17 protein-coding genes are annotated in these 19418 nt (G+C 62.3%); 8 read left to right on the top strand and 9 right to left on the bottom strand.

Translation table 11 applies throughout. The annotated features are described in order from the left end of the window. Nucleotides 1-165 precede the first annotated feature (165 nt). The 7 genes from AC0L2H_RS14750 to AC0L2H_RS14720 all read right to left on the bottom strand — a co-directional run bounded on the left by AC0L2H_RS14750 (nt 166) and on the right by AC0L2H_RS14720 (nt 10430). Nucleotides 166-1200, bottom strand: a complete 1035-nt coding sequence (locus tag AC0L2H_RS14750) for a Tle-like phospholipase domain-containing protein (protein ID WP_473590901.1) — start codon at nt 1198-1200, stop codon at nt 166-168. Further along, nucleotides 1200-2474, bottom strand: a complete 1275-nt coding sequence (locus tag AC0L2H_RS14745; protein WP_473590900.1) for a hypothetical protein — start codon at nt 2472-2474, stop codon at nt 1200-1202. Before AC0L2H_RS14745 ends, AC0L2H_RS14750 begins: the two co-directional genes overlap by 1 nt. Nucleotides 2475-2889: 415 nt before the next feature. Continuing rightward, nucleotides 2890-3492 (bottom strand): toxin-activating lysine-acyltransferase, encoded by a 603-nt coding sequence (locus tag AC0L2H_RS14740; RefSeq protein ID WP_473590899.1) that lies wholly within the window; start codon nt 3490-3492, stop codon nt 2890-2892. Nucleotides 3493-4419: 927 nt separating this feature from the next. Next, complete coding sequence (locus AC0L2H_RS14735; RefSeq protein WP_473590898.1) at nt 4420-5409, bottom strand: NAD-dependent epimerase/dehydratase family protein; 990 nt, start codon at nt 5407-5409, stop codon at nt 4420-4422. 106 nt (nt 5410-5515) lie between these two features. Continuing rightward, nucleotides 5516-8974, bottom strand: coding sequence for a chromosome segregation protein SMC (gene smc, locus AC0L2H_RS14730; RefSeq protein ID WP_473590897.1), 3459 nt, complete (start codon nt 8972-8974; stop codon nt 5516-5518). A 69-nt stretch (nt 8975-9043) separates the two neighbouring features. Then, entirely contained in the window at nt 9044-9787 is a 744-nt protein-coding gene (locus AC0L2H_RS14725; RefSeq protein WP_473590896.1) for a DsbA family protein, read from the bottom strand. A 142-nt stretch (nt 9788-9929) separates the two neighbouring features. Beyond that, nucleotides 9930-10430 carry a DUF721 domain-containing protein gene (locus AC0L2H_RS14720; RefSeq protein WP_473590895.1) on the bottom strand — a complete coding sequence of 167 codons (501 nt, stop codon included), beginning with the start codon at nt 10428-10430 and terminating at the stop codon, nt 9930-9932. 52 nt (nt 10431-10482) lie between these two features. Between AC0L2H_RS14720 and mutY the strand changes: the two genes are divergently transcribed. The 4 genes from mutY (at nt 10483) to vapC (ending at nt 13115) form a co-directional block, all read left to right on the top strand. After that, nucleotides 10483-11595, top strand: coding sequence for an A/G-specific adenine glycosylase (mutY, locus tag AC0L2H_RS14715; protein ID WP_473590894.1), 1113 nt, complete (start codon nt 10483-10485; stop codon nt 11593-11595). A gap of 129 nt (nt 11596-11724) precedes the next feature. Further along, complete coding sequence (locus AC0L2H_RS14710; protein ID WP_473590893.1) at nt 11725-12336, top strand: HAD family hydrolase; 612 nt, start codon at nt 11725-11727, stop codon at nt 12334-12336. Between the two features lie 180 nt (nt 12337-12516). Continuing rightward, entirely contained in the window at nt 12517-12729 is a 213-nt protein-coding gene (locus AC0L2H_RS14705; RefSeq protein ID WP_006330656.1) for a type II toxin-antitoxin system VapB family antitoxin, read from the top strand. Then, entirely contained in the window at nt 12726-13115 is a 390-nt protein-coding gene (gene vapC / locus AC0L2H_RS14700) for a type II toxin-antitoxin system VapC family toxin (RefSeq protein ID WP_473590892.1), read from the top strand. Before AC0L2H_RS14705 ends, vapC begins: the two co-directional genes overlap by 4 nt. 113 nt (nt 13116-13228) lie before the next feature. Here vapC and AC0L2H_RS14695 read toward each other — a convergent pair whose 3' ends face one another. Beyond that, nucleotides 13229-14362, bottom strand: a complete 1134-nt coding sequence (locus tag AC0L2H_RS14695; RefSeq protein WP_473590891.1) for a DNA methyltransferase — start codon at nt 14360-14362, stop codon at nt 13229-13231. 179 nt (nt 14363-14541) lie between these two features. Here AC0L2H_RS14695 and AC0L2H_RS14690 point away from each other — a divergent pair, with 179 nt between their 5' ends. Next, nucleotides 14542-15231 (top strand): HAD family hydrolase, encoded by a 690-nt coding sequence (locus AC0L2H_RS14690; protein ID WP_473590890.1) that lies wholly within the window; start codon nt 14542-14544, stop codon nt 15229-15231. A 37-nt stretch (nt 15232-15268) separates the two neighbouring features. On the opposite strand, the gene AC0L2H_RS14685 is transcribed toward AC0L2H_RS14690, so the two are convergent. Then, entirely contained in the window at nt 15269-15973 is a 705-nt protein-coding gene (locus AC0L2H_RS14685; protein WP_473590889.1) for a hypothetical protein, read from the bottom strand. Between the two features lie 127 nt (nt 15974-16100). Here AC0L2H_RS14685 and thrC point away from each other — a divergent pair, with 127 nt between their 5' ends. Genes thrC through AC0L2H_RS14670 form a run of 3 tightly spaced genes read left to right on the top strand, consistent with a single transcriptional unit; the run spans nt 16101 to nt 19417 of the window. Beyond that, a complete protein-coding gene (thrC, locus tag AC0L2H_RS14680; RefSeq protein ID WP_473590888.1) occupies nt 16101-17498 on the top strand; it encodes a threonine synthase in 1398 nt (465 codons plus the stop codon). A gap of 14 nt (nt 17499-17512) precedes the next feature. Then, nucleotides 17513-18805 (top strand): M16 family metallopeptidase, encoded by a 1293-nt coding sequence (locus AC0L2H_RS14675; RefSeq protein ID WP_473590887.1) that lies wholly within the window; start codon nt 17513-17515, stop codon nt 18803-18805. A 15-nt stretch (nt 18806-18820) separates the two neighbouring features. Beyond that, on the top strand, nt 18821-19417 hold the full coding sequence (locus tag AC0L2H_RS14670) for a GNAT family N-acetyltransferase (protein WP_107650013.1): 597 nt from the start codon (nt 18821-18823) through the stop codon (nt 19415-19417). Nucleotide 19418: the final 1 nt, after the last annotated feature.

Below are 19418 nucleotides of genomic sequence, written 5' to 3'. Positions count from 1 at the left end.
GCTGCGGTTACCAATCCCGTGTCTCGTAACTGAAATCGGGCACTATGTGAGCCTCCCGATATTATCAATTCGCCATCGCCTAGAGCGTTCAGTAGCGTCGGGGTCGCCTTGCGAGACATCTCCACATTCCCATACTCTGATCGGCCGATTGTCCTAATAACCGCGTTATTGTTGCGAGCCGTCAGTTCTTATAACGAGATTGTGCAAGGCGGGACCATGCTTGGCACCGGCGGCGAGATATGGGTCAAGGACACCCACACTGCCGATATCATACTCCTTGTCAGCCGCACCAAGATGAAAGGCATTGGGAATGAGATCCAGGGCCTCCCCGTCAATGCGACGAATATCCAAGTTTCCGATACCGTCACCGTCGGTCCAATCGGTGAGGTATGCAGCGCGACTTGCTGCGATAGCATCAATTTGCGTCGTCGTGAGTTGCGGAGCGTTTGCATGAACAACTGCCTTGAAGGCGTCCCCGCCCATCGTGAAGGCTTCTTCGACAGTTACGAATAAGGCGGGATTGCCAAAAGTCGTGTCTTGCCAAGCCGTTCCATTTACCCCTCGAACATCGTCTTTTGAGATGGAACTTAGGGCCTCCAGAGCCAAGAACGAGGCTTCAAAAGCAAGCTGCGCCTTGAATGGCGCCGGCGCGATCGCATAGCCCTGAACTGTCGGGCCGTCCCCCCGCGAATTCTCGACCGCAGTCGCGAGTCCAGCCAATCCGCCTCCCAACGACTGACCTGTGACGACAATACTCATCCCTTCCGGGACATGTTCTTTGGCATACTGAAGCAGCCTCAAGGCATCATCGAGTTGAGTTGCCCCGACAGTACCGGTCAGCCCCAATTTGCGATTGTCAGACCAGTCCTGGGCATCAACCCTGCTCTCTTCACCCCCAGGTGCGGGATCAGTCCAAAACGCCGCGGAGGCGGCCGAAAAGCTCGTCGAAAGATCGCTACCGCGAAAAACAACGAACACTTTGTCATTTGCGATAACTATTCTGCCAACAAAGCCGGTATCATTGTTATAATAATACCCGTCACTGAATGTAAATCCGTCTATTGTGTCAGACAAATTCGATATTTCGGAGCCAAATCCTTCGAAATTATCCTCACTAGAGCTCAACTGCTGATCAAGGCCGTCACGTCGATACACCTGCTCACAGAGCGCCGCAGCCATCTGCAGATCGGTCAATGACATCACACGTCCCCCCCAGTTGACTCAAGATGAAAATAGTAGAATCCGTAGGCGAACTTGTCGTCCTCAAATAGATTTGGCACCTGGCCAATCCACAAGGACCATCGCGGCGGCGCACCTTGCACCTGCTGTCTGTCGACCGTTAGCGAAGCATCTTTCCGTTCAAGGAGCTTGATAACACTTTCGTTGGAAGAGAAGGAGGGGCGCTCGTAACAGTAGGCGAATCCTCTGAATTGGCCCTCGACAACGTCCACGTTCCAGATGTTGACACTACCCATTTCTGCAATGAATTTCCGCCATTGCGAGGGATCTGGCGGCCAGGCGAAGGCCGCCACGGAACTGCTCGCGGGATAGAATGCGGGACTTTTGATCCTCGTCGGCACCGCAGGGCCGACACGCTGACTGCCATGTCGATGCATGGCGCCATAATCGGGCCATCCAGGTCCAATCGACCCGAATATACCTTTTTTCTCGGGTGCCCCGTCATCACGAAAAAAGCCAACATCCTTTGCAGACTCCGCCAGGTCAGAGCGTGATTTTCTGTCGGGAATCATCCAGTACTTTGGCCGTGTCGACGGCCAGAACTTGGCAACCTCGGCGCGAAATTCCTTCGGAATCAAGGATCGGCTATAAGCCCAGCAGGTGCGCCCGAAAGCCGGATAGACCTTCTGCAGGCCCATCTTCTCTACGATTCCTCGGGGCTGGGCCGAATGGTATTGGTCGCGCGTCACCAGGTTTGGCGTGCCGTTCTGTCGGAAGTCGACAAATTCGGCTCGTGTGGCTTTCTCTACGAAGGCCTTGCCGAACTTCATCAGAGAATGCGGGCTGTCATAGGCCTCATCGACCATGTAGGCCGTACCGAAGCCCAGTGTGTTGGCATCGTCATAGACGATCATCACCGGTATGAAATCGGCTGGAACCTGGCCGTTAGCGGTAGTCTCGCCATCGCACGCATCAGGCGCACGCATTACCAGTCCCTTGCCGTCGCTCATGCGCCGGCCATAAACAGTCGGCACCAGTCCGACCTCATGCGTGCTTGACCCGTCCTTGTAGCCGATGTCGCGGACATTGCAGCCGACGACGATGTCGAAATGCTGTGGCTCGCCTTGATAGGTCAGGTCGACCTTCAGGCGGAAGTAGGTGCCGCGATCGACACGCGCCTCTTGTGTGAACGACCAGTCGCCTGGCAGATTCTGCCCGCTCGTCGTCGAGGTCGCCCACAAGCAGAGTGCGACAAGGAGGCCGGCTACGATGAAGGCAAATTTTCGCGCCGTCATAAAAGCGCGCCGGCCGTGAGAAGAACGCCGCGCCGCACAGCGTGCACAAGCCTCGCCCAAACGCCAAGCCCCCGCTCGATGGGCTCAAGCCTCCAGGCGCGCGCAGCAAATCCCATGCGAAGCGTGACGCCCGACACCATCAAACCCTCGCCGCTTTCATGGGCGCGCAGCGATCACCGCCGCGTTACCCCCGCAGGGAATTTGGTAACATAGCCGTGACCAACTGTTAAGACCTCGTGAGAAAACAACTTAAGAAATTCTTGCTTCTTTCTATAAGGTATTTCTAATTGACAGTTCTGTCTATTGTACATGCATGGATGGAGCCCGCTGCCGCTCACCGGGGGCAATATTTTCAGGCAGATTGAAGGCTACGGAAAATATACGCCGGACGGGCGTCCAATGCTGCCTCCAAAGCTCACGACGGCACGGGCGCACGCTTTTCACTGAGCTTTTCCAATATCTCCTTGTCGACCAGTTGCCGGATCATCGGATGGACGCGAACCGGTGCGCCCTTGGCCAACTGGCCGAAATTGATCAGCACGCTGGTGGCGAGAGCGCGGTTCGCCGCAACCACGTCGAGCAGCCAGACGATGTCGCCACTGTCCCAGTCGTTGCCCTTGAGCCGGACCGGGAAACTGCCGGCGCGGGCCTGCTCCTCGATCCGGGCGCTAACGACTTCCGAGACTTTTGCCCACATCGCCAGCCCAACCATTGGCCCTTCATCTCCGGACGCCGGCGGCTTGCCGGAGGCAATCGCGATGCGGTCACGCAGCAGCGGCTCGAGTACCAACCACTCCAGGTCCGAGATCGACAGGTTGCGATAACGCGGCGTCGCCATCAATGCCATGGTCACCTGGGAAAATGCCGTGGCCAGCTTGCTGCGCATCTCGCGCAGTTTCACCTGCGCGCCCTCTGACAATTGAGGCTGTTCTGGCTTCACTTCGGCGGCCGCGGCACTTTCCTTGCCAAGCTCGTTCGCACCGCCATTCTCGCCATTGCCGCTCTGTTCGTTCGCCATGAGATCCTCGCCATGCCTGCATTTAGATCAGGCCATGGTTGCTGCAACAATCGTTCTGGTCAACAGCCGAATGTCGCACCCGCTGCTCGCCAGAAGCTCAGTTTACCGAGATGGACAGAGCTGACCGCGCGATGGTGACCTCCAGGGTGGCCTTTGATATCGTCTGCTTCAGGCGGCTGGTAGGCCGACCTCAACAGCCAACCTGAGGCGCATAGCAGCCGTTCAGCACGTAGAACTGTCGGAGGTTTGTGCTGACACGACTGGGGTGAGCACGCGCGCGAGAAAGTTGATGCTCCTCAAATTTTTGCCAAAACCGAATCTAATGTTCCAAATTGTCCCATAAGCTCACGCAATTCGGGCTGAGGCGCGACCCAAAAAGTTCTAAAAGCTTCCAGGAACCCCAGCCAAATATTACGGGGTCCGTTCCGGACACATGGGTTACGGTTTTATACCGGAGATGGTGGACCGAACCCCCTTGGGTGGGACACTAATCAGGGACAGTTCCCCAGAGTTTGGATTGCGACCAAGGGATCCTGGCGCAATCGCGTTAGGCCGGCTTCGTATTCATCCGGCGAGCGCGGAATGCAGGCGCTGCCTGTTGTCGGTCCGCCAACATCTTTGGGCGAGCCAGCGGGACGTTGGAGCAGCATGAGTGGGCAGCGCAGCGAGCGGGCGCGAAAATGGCGCATCTGGCAAGCGTGGGCCACTGGTGGCCGGAGGAAACGCCCGGGCCGGTTGCCGAGGCTCTGACGAAGTTCTGGGCGGGTCTGCCGGATCCCGCAGAGGCTCAAGCGACCGGTTCCCGGAGGGGTAACGCCTGGGGGATCGGCGACCTAGCAACATTTGGCCCCAGCCACGCTGTTTTCGGCTTTGGCATCCTTCGAGCGCGTCGTGCGGTGGAATTCATGCGGCGCGCTTTTCAGCTGGTTACTCCCGGTTTGTTGCGGACGGCGCCAGCCATTCCGACCGGTACCAGTCGACAAACTTCTTCAAGCCATCTTCTATCGAAACGCTCGGCCGGAAGCCGAAATCGCGCTCCAACGCCGCGATGTCGGCATAGGTTCGCTCCACATCGCTCGTCTGCATCGGCTCGTTCTTCCGGATCGCCGCGACACCAAGCAGCTTTTCCAGAATGTCTATGAAATCGCCCAGCCGCACCGGCCGGTTGTTGCCGACATTGTAAAGCCTGTTCGGCGGAGTGTCCGTGGGAGGCTTATCGAGCACGGCTACGACTGCCTTCACCACATCGTCGACATAGGTGAAATCGCGCCACATCTCGCCATTGTTGAAGACCCGGATCGGCTTGCCCTCGAGCATCGCCTGAGTGAACATCCAATAGGCCATGTCGGGCCGGCCCCAGGGACCATAGACGGTGAAAAACCGCAGGCCGGTTTGCGGGATGCCGAAGAGATGGGCGTAGGTGTGGCTCATCAGCTCATCCGCCTTCTTGGTGGCGGCGTAGAGCGACACGGGCTTGTCGACCTGGTCGGCCTCACTGAACGGCACGGTGCGGTTGCCGCCATAGACGGAGCTCGACGAGGCATAGACCAGATGCTCGAATGCGGGCTCGGCGCGGCAGAATTCGAGCACTTCGAGATGGCCCATGACGTTGGAGCGGACATAGAGCCGGGGATTGTCGAGGGAGTGGCGCACGCCCGCCTGCGCGGCGAGATGGACAATCCTGACGATGCCCTTGCCGGCCAGGGCGGTGGTGAGCGCGCCCGGTTCGGCAATATCGAGCTGGTGAAATGAAAAATCCCGGTGGGGCAGAAGGCGGGCGAGCCGCCCCTTCTTGAGCGCCAGATCGTAATAGTCGTTCATGTTGTCGACGCCGACCACCGCCTCTCCCCTGTCGAGGAGATGATGGCAGACATGGCTGCCGATGAACCCCGCGGCTCCAGTGACGAGTACAGGCAACAAGGTTCTCCACACGCGCGGCCGTCGGACGGAAACCGTCCGCTTCATGTCGTGCTATAGTCGAAAGCCGGAATTGAGGCCACCGGCAAGCCGCGTTATCGATGCTTCAGCTTGCCTCGCGCATGGCTTCGGCCGCCTGCAGGTCGACCGACACGAGCTGGCTTACGCCCTGCTCAGCCATCGTCACGCCGAACAGCCGGTTCATACGCGCCATGGTGATCGGGTTGTGCGTGATGATGACGAAGCGCGTATCGGTGGTGGCGGCCATTTCGTCCATGAGATTGCAGAAACGCTCGACATTGTGGTCATCGAGCGGCGCGTCGACCTCGTCGAGCACGCAGATCGGCGCCGGATTGGTCAGGAACACGGCGAAGATCAGCGACATAGCCGTCAGCGCCTGCTCGCCGCCGGACAGCAGCGTCATGGTCTGCGGCTTCTTGCCGGGCGGGCGGGCAAGGATCTCGAGACCGGCCTCGAGCGGGTCGTCGGATTCGATCAGTTGTAATTCCGCCGTGCCGCCGCCGAACAGATGCGAGAACAGCCGCTGGAAATGGCCGTTGACCACCTCGAAGGCGGCGAGCAGCCGTTCGCGGCCTTCGCGGTTCAGGCTCTGGATCGCCTGCCTGAGCTTGCGGATCGCCTCGATGATGTCCTCGCGCTCGGAAACGATGGTCTCCAGCCGGTCGGACAGTTCCTTCTGCTCCTCCTCGGCGCGCAAATTGACGGCGCCAAGCCGTTCGCGCTCGATCTTCAACCGGTCGAGCTGACGCTCGATCTCGGCCATTTCGGGCATCGGGCTGTCGGCTTCGAGGCCAGTATGACGGATGACCAGATGCGGCGGCGTATTCAGCGTTTCCTGGATACGCGCCTCGACCTCCAGCCGCCTCTCGTCGGCGGCGGTCAGCCGCTCTTCGGCGCGGACGCGCGTTTCACGCGCTTCGGCCAGCGACTGGATCGCCGCGGTCGCGGCCTTGTCCAGCTCCGACTGCCGGTTCTCCGCTTCCTGCAGGCGGTCGCCCGCCGCCTGGCGCAGGCTTTCCGCCTCGGCGAGCTGCGAGAGAAGCGCACGCCGCTTGGCGTCGATCTCGTCGGGGGCGTCGGCCAGCCTTTCGCGCTCGGCCTCGGCTTCGGCCTTGCGTTCGCCCAGCGAGGCGATCTGCGTCGAGGCGTTCTCGGCGCGCTCCAGCCAGTTGCGGCGTTCCGCCCCGATGGCCTCGAGCCGGCGCATCCGCGCCTCGGCCTCCCGCCTCAGGCCCTCATGAACGGCGCGCGCATCGGCAAGAGCGGCGCGATCGCGGGCGACATTGGCCGAGGACTGTTCGAGCTGCAACTGCAGATCGCCGAGATCGGGCGCACCTTGCAGCAGCATTTCGGCCTCGACGAAAGCCGCCGCCGTTTCCTCGTGGCTGTCGACGATTCGGGCGCGCGCCTCGTCCAGCGCGGCGCGCCGGCTCGACAGCTCGCCGCCGGCCTTTTCGGCCTCGGCCAGCACGTTGCGCGCGGCGTCCAGCCCATGCTGGGCATCGCGCCCGGCCTGTCTGGCATTGCGTTCGGCCTCGCTGCTTCGCGCAAGCGCCTGTTCGGCTTGCACAAGCGCAGCCTCGGCCTCGCGCAGCACGAGCGTGGCTTGCACGGCTTCGGCATCGAGTTCGGCCAGCCGGTTCTTCTGCGCCAGCCTTTGTGCTGCCGCGGTCGGCGCATCGGCGCTGGCGGTGAAGCCGTCCCAGCGCCACAGCGCGCCTTCGCGGCTGACCAGCCGCTGGCCGGGCGCGAGCAGCGCTTGCAGCCGTCGGCCGTCGCCGGTCTCGACGATGCCGACCTGCGCCAGCCGGCGGGCGAGCTGCGCCGGCGCGCGAACCACGCTGGCGAGGCTTCTGATGCCTTCGGGCAGAGCTGCGTCGCCAGGCTGGATTTCGCTTTCACCCCAATGCACTGGCGCGCTGCGGTCGAGCGGTACGTCAAGGTCTTCGCCAAGGGCCGCGCCAAGCGCGGTCTCGTAGCCGCGTTCGACGCTGATCTGCTCCAGCACGGAGGGGAAGAGGTCCCCGCTGGCGGCATTCAGTATCTTGGCCAGCGTGCGCGCCTCGGTCTCGATCCGCGCCAGTTCGCCCTTGGCATCCTGGACCGGCGGGCGGGCCGCATTTTCGGCCGCTCGCGCCTCGGCGACTGCCTGTTCGGCAGCGATGGCGGCGGCCTCGGTTTCCTCGAGCAGCGCCATGGCGTCCTCGACCAGAAGCCGCTTTTCGGCCGGATCGGGCAGGCCGGCAACCCTGGATATGATGTCGGACAATTCCCGGTCGACATCGGCGAGCTGGCGGGCGAAGCGGTCACGGCGCTCGGCGGTGTCGCGCAGGGTGCGCTCGATCTGGTTGCGCGAGGCGGCGGCCTCGGCCCGTTCAGCGGTCAGCGCCGCCAGTTTCGCCTCACTCGCGGCCAGCGTTGACGCCGCCTGTTCGAAAGCCGCGCGGGTGGTGGCCTCGCGCTCGGTAGCGCCGGCATTTTCGGAATTCAGCTCGGCTTCTTCCGTGCGCAGGCGTTCGAGAATGTCGGCGTTGTCGCGCACCATCCGCTCCTCGCGGGCGATGTCGCCATCGAGCTGCTGGAGCCGGCGGTCGAGTTCGGCCTGGCGGGCGCGGATGCGGCCCGCTTCCTCCTCGATCTGCGCCTTGGCGATCGACAGGCGCTGGAACGCAGCAGCGGCAGCGGCTTCCGCGTCGCGCAGGTCCGGCAGCCGGTGCGCGCCGATCCCCTGCTCCCTGGCGGCAGCCATTTGGGCGGAGGCGCGGTCGCCGACAAGGGCGGTGGCAACCGCCAGGGCCGAGCGCGCCTCGCCTTCCTGCGTCTTGGCCAGCGTCCAGCGCAGATGCAGCAGCGTCGCTTCGGCCTTGCGGATATCGGCCGACAGGTTCTTGAAGCGCGAGGCCTGACGGGCCTGGCGCTTCAGGCTTTCGATCTGGCTTTCGAGCTCGCCGACGACGTCTTCCAGCCGCTCCAGATTCTGCTCGGCCGCCTTCAGCCTGAGCTCGGCTTCGTGGCGCCGCGTATGCAGGCCGGAGATGCCAGCCGCCTCTTCGAGCAGCGCGCGGCGCGCCTGCGGCTTGGCCTGGATCAGTTCGCCGATGCGGCCCTGTCCGACCATCGAGGGCGAGCGTGCGCCGGTCGACTGGTCGGCGAAAAGCAGCTGCACGTCCTTGGCGCGGGCTTCCTTGCCGTTGATGCGATAGAGCGAGCCCGCCTCGCGCTCGATGCGGCGCGAGACCTGCAACTCGTCGGCATCGTTGAAGGCGGCGGGTGCGCTGCGATCGGTATTGTCGAGGAAGAGCGTGACTTCGGCGGTGTTGCGGGCCGGACGCGTTCCCGAGCCGGAAAAGATGACGTCGTCCATGCCCGACGCGCGCATATTCTTGTAGGAGCTTTCGCCCATCACCCAGCGCAGCGCCTCGACTAGGTTCGACTTGCCGCAGCCGTTCGGCCCGACGATGCCCGTCAGGCCGCGTTCGATGACGAACTCACCGGGTTCAACGAAGGACTTGAAACCGAGCAGGCGAAGGCGCGAAAACTTCATTCGCGCCGCCCCGAAAGAGACAAACAGGCGCGCACGCCGAAGCGCGATCGCCCCGGCGCTGCTGGAGCGTCAAAGCAGAGGGTCGATGATGGCCGACATTTCCTCAATCGACAGCGCCCCCTTGTAGGTCTTTCCGTTGATAAAGAAGGTCGGCGTCGAGTCGACCTTGAATTCATCGGCGCCGCGCTTCTGGACCGCCCTCACATCGTCCAGAAGTTTCTGGTCCGTCAAGCAGGCTTCGAAGGACTCCTGTGTAAAACCGGCGAGCTTGGAGATTTGCAGCAGCGCGTCCTTGGTATTGTTGACGCCCACCCAGTTCGCCTGCTGCTTGAACAGGACATCCACCATCGGGAAATAATTGTCCTTGGCGCAGCGCGCCAGCATGAAACCGGCCTCGGCGGTGGGGTCGAACGGAAACTCGCGCAGGATATAGCGGGCCTTGCCGGTGTCGATGTATTTCGTCTTCAGCTCCGGAAATGTCGTCTCGGCGAAATGCGCGCAATGCGGGCAGGTCATCGAGGCATATTCGACGATGGTGACCTTCGCGTCGTCCTTGCCAAGCTGCTCGTCGGGCAGCGCGCCCGGCTTCAGCAATGCCGCCATATCCACCGTGCCCTGCGCTTCCGGTGCCTTTACAGCTGCGGGAGTGGCCGGCTTCGCCGGATCGGCGGGAGTTGCGGGCTTCACGACCTCCGCCTCGGCTTTCTCGCCCGAGTCGCTGCATGCGGCGAGCAGAACCACCGCTGGAACCGCGGCCAGCGAAGACAGGAGGTTTCTGCGGGACAAGCTTTTGCCAAATGCGGGACGGGTCATACGAATCACCTGATATCGGTTGGATATTGCAATGCAAAGGCTAGAAAAGGCGAGAGTTGGCGCGAATTAAGGCATCGCCATCCCCATTCCAATCGCCAAACTTTTACGGAGCGATCACGAATACGCGAGATTGACGACAGGTCTATGGCTTTCTTTGGCCAAGAATAGTTGCGCCGAGCCGCTCCAGCGAGGCGCGCAGGCCATCGTCCTCGATCTTGCCGACGGTCTGCGAGAGCTTTGATTTTTCTGCATCATTGAGCGGTCTGGGAGCTGGTTTCGGGGGAAGCTTTTGCGACAGAACCGGCTTTTGCACGATCCTGATCCGGCCGACGGCGTTGAAGCCGAGGAAGGCATTGACCCGGTTGATGATTTCGCCGGTCTCGTGCTGGAGATGCAGCGCGGCCATGCCTTCGCAGGCGATGACCAGCACCGCCGGCTCGAACGGATCGTCCTCATGCATGCGGCGCGGCCACTGGATCTTTTCGGGGCGCGAGCGGCCGGCGAGCCTTGGCCCGGCAATCTCTTCCCACGACTGGACGAGCCCGATCGACATGCCGGCCCGCTTGCGCAGCACCGGATCGAGAATCTCGGTGGCGAGATCGCTCACCGGAACGGGATTGCCGAAGGGCCTTTTCCCTGCCATGTGCGTTCTCCAGTCACAACCTTCGCCGAGCGGTTAGGCCAGTCCTCGATCAATGGCACTGCACGACCAGACCCGCAAGACCGCATCCGCAGACAGTACTGGCGGGATCGCGTCTCGCCTGCTCGGCTGGTACGACGCGCATCACCGCGATCTGCCATGGCGTATCGCGCCGCGTGACCTTGTGCGCGGCATACGGCCCGATCCCTACCGGGTCTGGCTTTCCGAGGTCATGCTGCAGCAGACCACGGTCGAAGCGGTCAAATCCTATTTTCGGGCCTTTGTCGGCAAATGGCCCGATGTCGAGGCACTGGCAGCGGCCTCGACCGAAGATGTCATGAAGGCCTGGGCCGGGCTCGGCTATTACTCGCGCGCCCGCAATCTCAAGGCCTGCGCCGATCTCGTCGCACGGCGAGGCGGCCGGTTTCCGGCCACGGAAGCCGGTCTGAAAGAGTTGCCCGGCATCGGCGCCTATACGGCGGCGGCGATCGCGGCGATCGCCTTCGACCATCCTGCCGCTGTCGTCGACGGCAATGTCGAGCGCGTCGTCTCAAGGCTGTTTTCGATCGCGACACCGCTGAGCGAAGCCAAGAGCGAGATACGCGCTCATGTCGAGCGCATGGTTCCCCTGACAAGACCGGGTGATTTCGCCCAGGCGATGATGGATCTGGGCGCGACTATCTGCACGCCACGCCGGCCGCGCTGCATGCTTTGTCCGCTGCGCGAGGATTGCAGCGCCATCCTCGCGGGCGATCCCGAACGTTTCCCGGTGCGCCTGCCAAAGGCCGAAAAGCCTTTGCGGCGCGGCGCCGCATTCGTCGCCGTCAGGGCCGACGGCGCCATTCTTTTGAGAAAACGCGCGGAGAAAGGCCTGCTCGGCGGCATGACCGAGGTGCCGACGACCGGCTGGACCGCGCGGGTCGACGGCGCCACCACGGATGCGGCAGCCCCCTTCCCCGGCGACTGGCGGCCTGCCGGGCGGATCGGCCATGTCTTTACCCATTTCGCGCTCGAACTCGACGTCTTCAAAACGGCGACCGAGAGTGCTGCTCCAGCGGGACATTTCTGGTCGCTGGCCCATGAAATTTCCGGGGAAGCCTTGCCCACTGTCATGAAAAAAGTAATCGAAGCGGCGATACCGGGCGCGACCAAAGCGCGTCCTGTTTGAATCGATCGAACCGCAACGCGCTTTGGATTGTTGTTTTGCGCATGTCGTGTTCCCAAAACCGCCGCACACTTTTGGGCGACATGCACTAAAAGCAGCGCCCGCGTTGAATTGCATTGAATGAGGACGACAATGACTGAAATCCGCCACATCGTTTTCGACATCGGCAGAGTGCTGATCCACTACGATCCGAACCTGCCGTTCAGCCGTCTCATTCCGGATGCCGAGGAGAGAAAGTGGTTCTTCGACAATGTCTGCACACATGACTGGAACATCGAGCAGGATCGCGGACGGACATGGGAAGAAGCCGAGGCGCTGCTGATCGCCGAGCATCCGGACCATGCCGAAAACATACGCGGTTTCCGCCGCCATTGGCACGAGATGGTGCCGCATGCCTATGAAGACAGCGTTGAGATCATGGAGAAGCTGATCGACAGCGGCCATGACGTCACCATGCTGACCAATTTCGCCTCCGACACGCTCGCCGAAGCCCGGCAGCGTTTCGATTTCCTCAACCGTCCGCGCGGCGTGACCATTTCGGGCGAGATCGGCCTGATCAAGCCGGATCGCGGCATTTACGATCATCACGTCGCCGCGTTCGACCTCGAGCCGGCGGCCACATTGTTCATCGACGACAGCCCGAAGAATGTCGAAGGCGCCAAGGCGGCCGGCTGGCACTCCGTGCTGTTCACCGACGCAAAGACGCTCGAAGCTGACCTCCGGCGCCTGGGGATCACTGTGTGACCCTGGGGATCACTGTGTGATTTGAATCACTTCGACAAGCCGATTGATAATCCGCTTCAGGTTTGCGCGTAATGTCGAAGATGTCCCTCCTCTTTCGTCGTGGCGCTGTCGGCGTGACGGCTTGTTGGTCAAGAGCGGAATGTGTATATTTAGTCCAATTTACACACATTGAGCATCGCCATGCGAACCAACATCGAACTCGACGACAAACTGATCGCGGAGGCCATGGCCGCCTCCGGTCTTAAGACCAAGAAAGCGACGATTGAGGCGGCCTTGCGCACTCTGGTACGCCGGCACCGGCAAGATATGGCTATCGCCGCACTTGCTGGCGCCGGCTGGGACGGCGATCTCGACACCATGCGGGAAGGTCGTTCGCCCGATCAGCGTCGATGATCGTCGTCGACAGTTCCGTCTGGATCGCCCATCTCCGCAATACGAACAGCGTCTCGGTAGGTAAGCTCAGGCATCTCGACGACACTCAGGAGATTCTGGTCGGAGACTTGATCCTGCTGGAGGTGCTACAAGGGGCGCGCAACGAACCGCATGCCCAGCTGATTGAGCGGAATCTTCGACAGTTCGCTATTGTGCCGATGCTGGATCCGGCGACGGCAGTCGAAGCTGCCCGAAACTACCGCATGCTCCGGCAGCGGGGCATCACCATCCGCAAGACAATCGATATGATCATCGGCACATTCTGCATCCAGGGCGGACACGCGCTGCTGCATGACGACCGAGACTTCGACCCAATGGTTCATCACCTCGGTCTGCAACTCGCTTGACGAAAACCCGACGACGGAACTGGCGGAACGCTTCGCGGCACTTCTCGGTCAAGAAAGCGCGATCCTGCTTCCTTCGGGAACGATGTGCAACGAGATCGCCATAGCGGTTATTGTCAGGCCCCTGCCCGCTCCATGCCGAGGCGAGCGATGCGGCGCAGCTCGTCGATCGGGGTCAGGCCGCCGCTGCGCTCGTAATGCCAGAAGGTCCAGCCGTTGCAGGCGTCCAGCCCCTGCACTTCGGCGCCGATCTTGTGGATCGAGCCGGCGCTGTCGCCGATCGCCACCGTGCCGTCGGCGCGCACCTTGGCGGCCCAGCGCTTCTTGGCGTCATAGAGCGTGGCGCCCGGCAGCATCAGCCCGGTATCGATCAGGCTGACAAAGGCGACGCGCGGTTCGGCGCGCTTGCCGGTGAGCACGGTCAGATCGGCGCCGTCCAGCGGCCGGACAGCATCGATGCGCTCATTGGCGGCGTCGATATAGGCCTGCTCGCGCTCGATGCCGACGAAATGGCGGCCAAGGCGCTTGGCCACCGCGCCGGTGGTGCCGGACCCGAAGAAGGGATCGAGCACGATATCGCCGGGCTTGGTCGAAGCCATCATGATGCGGGCAAGCAAGGCTTCCGGCTTCTGCGTGGGATGCAATTTGTCGCCATTGTCGTTCTTCAGCCGCTCGCCGCCGGTGCAGATCGGAAACAGCCAGTCGGAACGCATCTGCACGTCGTCGTTCGAGGCCTTCAGCGATTCGTAGTTGAAGGTGTAGCCCTTGCCCTTCTGGTCGCGCGAGGCCCAGATCATCGTCTCATGCGCGTTCTGGAAGCGCCGGCCGCGGAAATTCGGCATCGGATTGGTCTTGCGCCAAACGACGTCGTTGAGGATCCAGAAGCCGAGATCCTGCATCCTGGCGCCGACCCGGAAGATGTTGTGATAGGAGCCGATGACCCAGATGGTGCCATTGGGCTTCAGCACGCGCCGCGCCGCCAGCAGCCAGGCGCGGGTGAAGGCGTCATAAGCCTCGAAACTCTCGAACCGGTCCCAGTCGTCGTCGACGGCATCGACCTTGGACTGGTCGGGCCGGTGCAGATCGCCGTCGAGCTGCAGATTGTAGGGCGGATCGGCGAAGATGACGTCGATGGATTTTTCGGGCAGCCGGTCGAGCGCTGCGACGCAGTCGCCTTTCAGGATCGTATCCAGCCACTCGGATTGCTGAGGAGCATGGGAAAGCTCGTCGAGAAGACGCACGGCTGACATTGTTACACCCAAGGCACGCGTTACTGTTTTACTCTCTGTTATGGTTACCGATCAGCGTAAATATTCGGTGAAGGCCCGAGGTGCCGGCCCGGCAATTTGCGAAGGCCGGCCCGTTGGTGTATGCCCGCGCCGCCCGGGCTTGCTCGGGCCAACGCCCGCCCTCCCGCTTCCGGACCGCCATGCCACAGCCAGACCTTGTCATCTTCGATTGCGACGGCGTGCTCGTCGATTCCGAAATCATCGCCGCGCGCATCGAGGCCGAGCTGCTGACCTTGGCCGGGTATGAGATATCGGCCGAGGAGATTGGCGAAACCTATGCCGGGCTGACCTTCAAGGACATCATGATGCGGGTCGAGGAGAAGTCGCGCATCCCGTTCCAGGCCTCGCTGATCGACCGCGCCGAAGAGCTGGTCGACCGCAAGTTGCGCAGCGACGTTCGCGCCATCGACGGCGTGCGCGAGGCGGTCGCCGCGGTGACAGTGCCGCGCTGCGTCTGTTCGAATTCACGTTCGGAGCGGATCGAGTTCATGCTGGAGAAGGTGCATCTGCTGCCGTTCTTCGCGGGCCGAATTTTTTCGGCGATGGAAACACCGACCGGGAAAACCAAGCCGGCGCCCGACGTGTTTCTCTATGCCGCGGAAAAGCTCAAGGCCGATCCGCAAAACACCTTCGTCATCGAGGATTCCGTGCATGGCGTGACCGGCGCCAGGACGGCGGGGATGCGCGTGATCGGCTTCACGGGAGCGAGCCACAGCTATCCCGGCCATGCCGATGCGCTGACCGAGGCCGGCGCTGAAACGGTCATTCGCCGCTGGGCCGAGCTGAAAAGCGTCATCGCCGCCCTGTCGGAATGGTCGGCGGATGCATAAGGCATGCGCCTCCATCCGGAGGCGCAATTCCCCGCCGCTATTCGGCCGCGGCAACCTTTTTCTTGACGCCTTTCTTCGGCGCGCCTTCATCATAGCCGGCAAACGCCTGATAGTCCTTCGCGGTGGGCTCGGGAACAACGACGCTGGAATCGGTGAAGACGAATTGGGTGGCGGTCGAAGGGTCGGTAACCTGGATCTGATATGGATGGAGCTGCGAGTAAAGCACGTCCGAACCATGCATTACGGCAACACGGATCGGCATGGTGATCGTACCGGGCTTGAACATCGGACCCGGCACGACCTTGCCGGCGATCCCGATCTTCATCGACAACTGGCCGTTGGCGCGGCTGCAGTCGCGGGTGACGTCGGTGATCGAGGCCTGGTAGATAATCTTCGTCGGATCCTTCTGCGGATCGACGAGAGTACCGTCCGGCGCCGTCTGGTCGGTCTGTGCCGCGTCGGCGGCGGGCTCGGCTTTCTTCCTGGGCTTCGGGCCGCTCTTGGCATAGGTGTTGAAGAAAGCGGTGCCGTCGCGCAGCGTCACTTTCGGGCAATAGGCCAGCAATTGGCTTCTGAGAACCTGTGGATCCGGAGGCGGCGGTGGCGACGTGTCCTTCTTGCCGAAGCCAAGGATGCCATTGTCGCTCGATTGGCAGCCGGCGGCGGCAAGCATAAAGCCGGTGAGCGCCAGACCCGCGACAAAACGATAAAATGGGCGACCGTTGAACGAACAAAACGCCATGAACTGCTCTTCCCTCTCGCAAAGCCGGTGACGTATATCAACCGCGCGGCAAAAATGCGACTGAGCCAGCGCAGAAATTAACCACTTTGCCGGGATGGAACCGCCCGGCGGCAATGGACATGCGACGATGCAATATGTGAGTACCCGCGGGGAAGCGCCCGTGCTTGGTTTTTCCGACGCGGTGATGGCGGGACTGGCGCGCGACGGCGGGCTTTATGTGCCCAGCGCATGGCCGCATCTTTCCGCAGCCGAAATCCGCGCCATGCGCGGCCTCGCCTATCCCGATCTCGCCATTCGCGTGCTGGCGCCGTTTCTGGGCGGCGAGATTGCGATGCCGGTGTTCGAACGGCTGGCGCGCGAGGCCTATGCGACCTTCCGTCACGAGGCCGTCTGCCCGCTGGTGCAGACCGGTCCGAACACATTCGTCCTCGAACTCTTTCATGGCCCGACGCTGGCTTTCAAGGACGTCGCCATGCAGCTTCTCGCCCGGCTGATGGACCATGTACTGGCCGAACGCGACCAGCGCGCAACAATCGTCGGGGCCACCTCGGGCGATACCGGCGGGGCTGCCATCGATGCCTTTGCCGGGCGCGCCCGCACCGACATCTTCGTTCTGTTCCCGCATGGCAAGGTCTCGCCGGTGCAGCAGCGGCAGATGACGACATCGACCGCCGCCAACGTCCACGCGCTGGCGATCGAAGGCAATTTCGACGATTGCCAGGGCCTGGTGAAGGACATGTTCAACGATCACGCCTTTCGCGACCGGGTGTCGCTGTCCGGCGTCAATTCGATCAACTGGGCCCGCATCATGGCCCAGATCGTCTATTATTTCTCGTCGGCGCTGTCGTTGGGCGCGCCCGACCGGCCGATCTCCTTCACCGTGCCGACCGGCAATTTCGGCGACATCTTCGCCGGCTACGCTGCCAAGAAAATGGGCCTGCCGATCGAGCGGCTGATCATCGCAACCAACGACAACGACATTCTGGCGCGCACGCTGTCGAGCGGCGAATACCGCATGAAAGGCGTCTTTTCGACGACATCGCCGTCGATGGACATCCAGGTGTCGTCGAATTTCGAACGCCTGCTGTTCGAGGCGGCCGGCCGAGATGCCTCGACCGTGCGGCGCTACATGGACGGGCTGAAACAGTCGGGCGCCTTCACCATCGAAACGGCGGAGATCGCCAGGATCCGCGCCGAATTCGACGCCGGCCGTTCGACGACGGACGAAGTCGCCGCCACGATCCGCTCGACGCTGGCGGCCAGCAACTACCTGCTCGACCCGCACACGGCCGCAGCCATGCATGTTGCCGTTGCAAACACTGCCCATGCAGTGCCGATGGTGGTGCTGGGCACAGCCCATCCGGCAAAGTTTCCGGCCGCCGTCGAAGACGCCTGCGGCGTGTCGCCGGCCCTGCCCGCATGGCTGGGCGGGTTGATGACATCGGAGGAAAGATACACGGTACTTCCATCCGACCTGAAAATGGTGGAAGATTATGTTAGCCATCACACGCGGGCGGCAAGTTAGGGAGTACCAGCTATATGGGTGTTGAGGTAAGCCGTCTGTCGAACGGCCTGACAGTCGCCACCGAAACCCTTCCAAGTCTCGAATCCGTTGCTCTTGGTGCCTGGGTCAAATCAGGCGCCCGCAATGAGCGTGACGAAGAGCACGGAATGGCCCACCTGCTTGAACACATGGCGTTCAAGGGAACCAAGCGGCGAAGCGCTTTCGAGATCGCTTCGGAAATCGAGGATGTCGGCGGCGAGATCAATGCCGCCACCAGCGTCGAGACGACCTCCTACTATGCAAGGGTGCTGAGCGACGACGTGCCGTTGGCCGTCGACATCCTCGCCGACATCCTGCAGGAGTCCGAGTTCGATCCGCAGGAACTGGAACGCGAGCAGCACGTGATCCTGCAGGAGATCGGCGCCGCGCACGACACGCCCGACGACATCGTGTTCGACCGCTTCACCGAGACGGCCTTTCGCCACCAGACGATCGGCCGCTCCATCCTCGGCACGCCGGACACCGTCAAATCCTTCACCTCGAAGCAGCTGCACAAATTCATCGAACGGCAATATGCCGCCGAGCGCATGGTGGTCGTCGCCGCCGGTGACATCAAGCACGACGATTTCGTGCGCGAGGTGGAAAGACATCTCGGCGGCTTCCGCGCCAAGGCCGAAGGCAACATTCCGCAATATGCGCAGTATGTCGGCGGTGATTTCCGCGAGGACCGCGACCTGATGGATGCCCAGATCGTGCTGGGATTCGAAGGCCGCGCCTACCACGTGCGCGACTTCTACGCCTCGCAGGTTCTGTCGATGATCCTTGGCGGCGGCATGTCGTCGCGCCTTTTCCAGGAAGTCCGCGAAAAGCGCGGCCTGTGCTATTCGGTCTATGCCTTCCATTGGGGCTTTTCCGACACCGGCATATTCGGCGTCCATGCTGCCACCGGGCAGAGCGACATCGCCGAACTGGTGCCCGTCGTCATCGACGAACTGCAGAAGGCCGGCGAGAACATCCTGCAGGAAGAACTCGACCGGGCGCGCGCCCAATACCGCGCCGGATTGATCATGTCGGCCGAAAGCCCGGCCAGCCGCGCCTCGCAGATCGCCCGGCAATTGCTGCTGTTCGGCCGTCCGATCGCCAAGGAAGAGCTGATGGAGCGACTGTCGGCATTGACGATCAATCGGCTGACGGACCTGTCGTCGCGGCTTTTCTCGACCAAGCCGACGCTGACCGCTGTTGGACCGGTGGGTACGCTCGCCCCCTATGAAGCGATCCTCGATTCGCTTTCGGGCACGCAGACCACGGCCCGCAAGCTCGCCGTCTAGCCTGTCCAAGCGCCCGTGTTCGCGCTCCCTTTCTTTCGCCGTGACCTGCCGGCGCTGAAGGGCGACCGGGTTACGCTGCGCGTACCGCTGACCAACGACTATCGCGAATGGACGGCGCTGCGCGGGGAAAGCCGCGCCTTCCTGGAGCCGTGGGAGCCGCGATGGACCCCCGACGAGCTCGACCGCGCTTCATGGCGCCACCGCATCGGCCGCTACCGCGAGGACTATGCGCAGGGAACGGCGATCGCCTTCTTCATCTTCGAGAAAGGCAGCGGCAAGCTTGCCGGTGGCATCACGCTCGGCAACATTCGCCACGGCGTCGCGCAAAGCGGCCATATCGGCTACTGGATCGGCGAACGCTATAGCGGCCTCGGCCTGATGACCGACGCGGTCAAGGTGGTCTCGCGCTTCGCCTTCGAAACGCTGAGGTTGCACCGGATCGAAGCTGCCTGTATTCCCGACAACGCCCGGTCGATCCGCGTGCTTGAAAAAGCCGGATTCCGGCGCGAAGGACTTCTGCGATCCTACCTCAGGATCAACGGCATCTGGCAGGACCACTACCTCTACGCCCGGATCGCGGACGATCCGCCTGGCGCGGGAACGAAGGACTGAT

This window comes from Mesorhizobium sp. WSM4871, from assembly GCF_055811295.1.
Note: the sequence above shows the minus strand (reverse complement) of the source record. Positions and strands in the feature narration are given on the sequence as shown.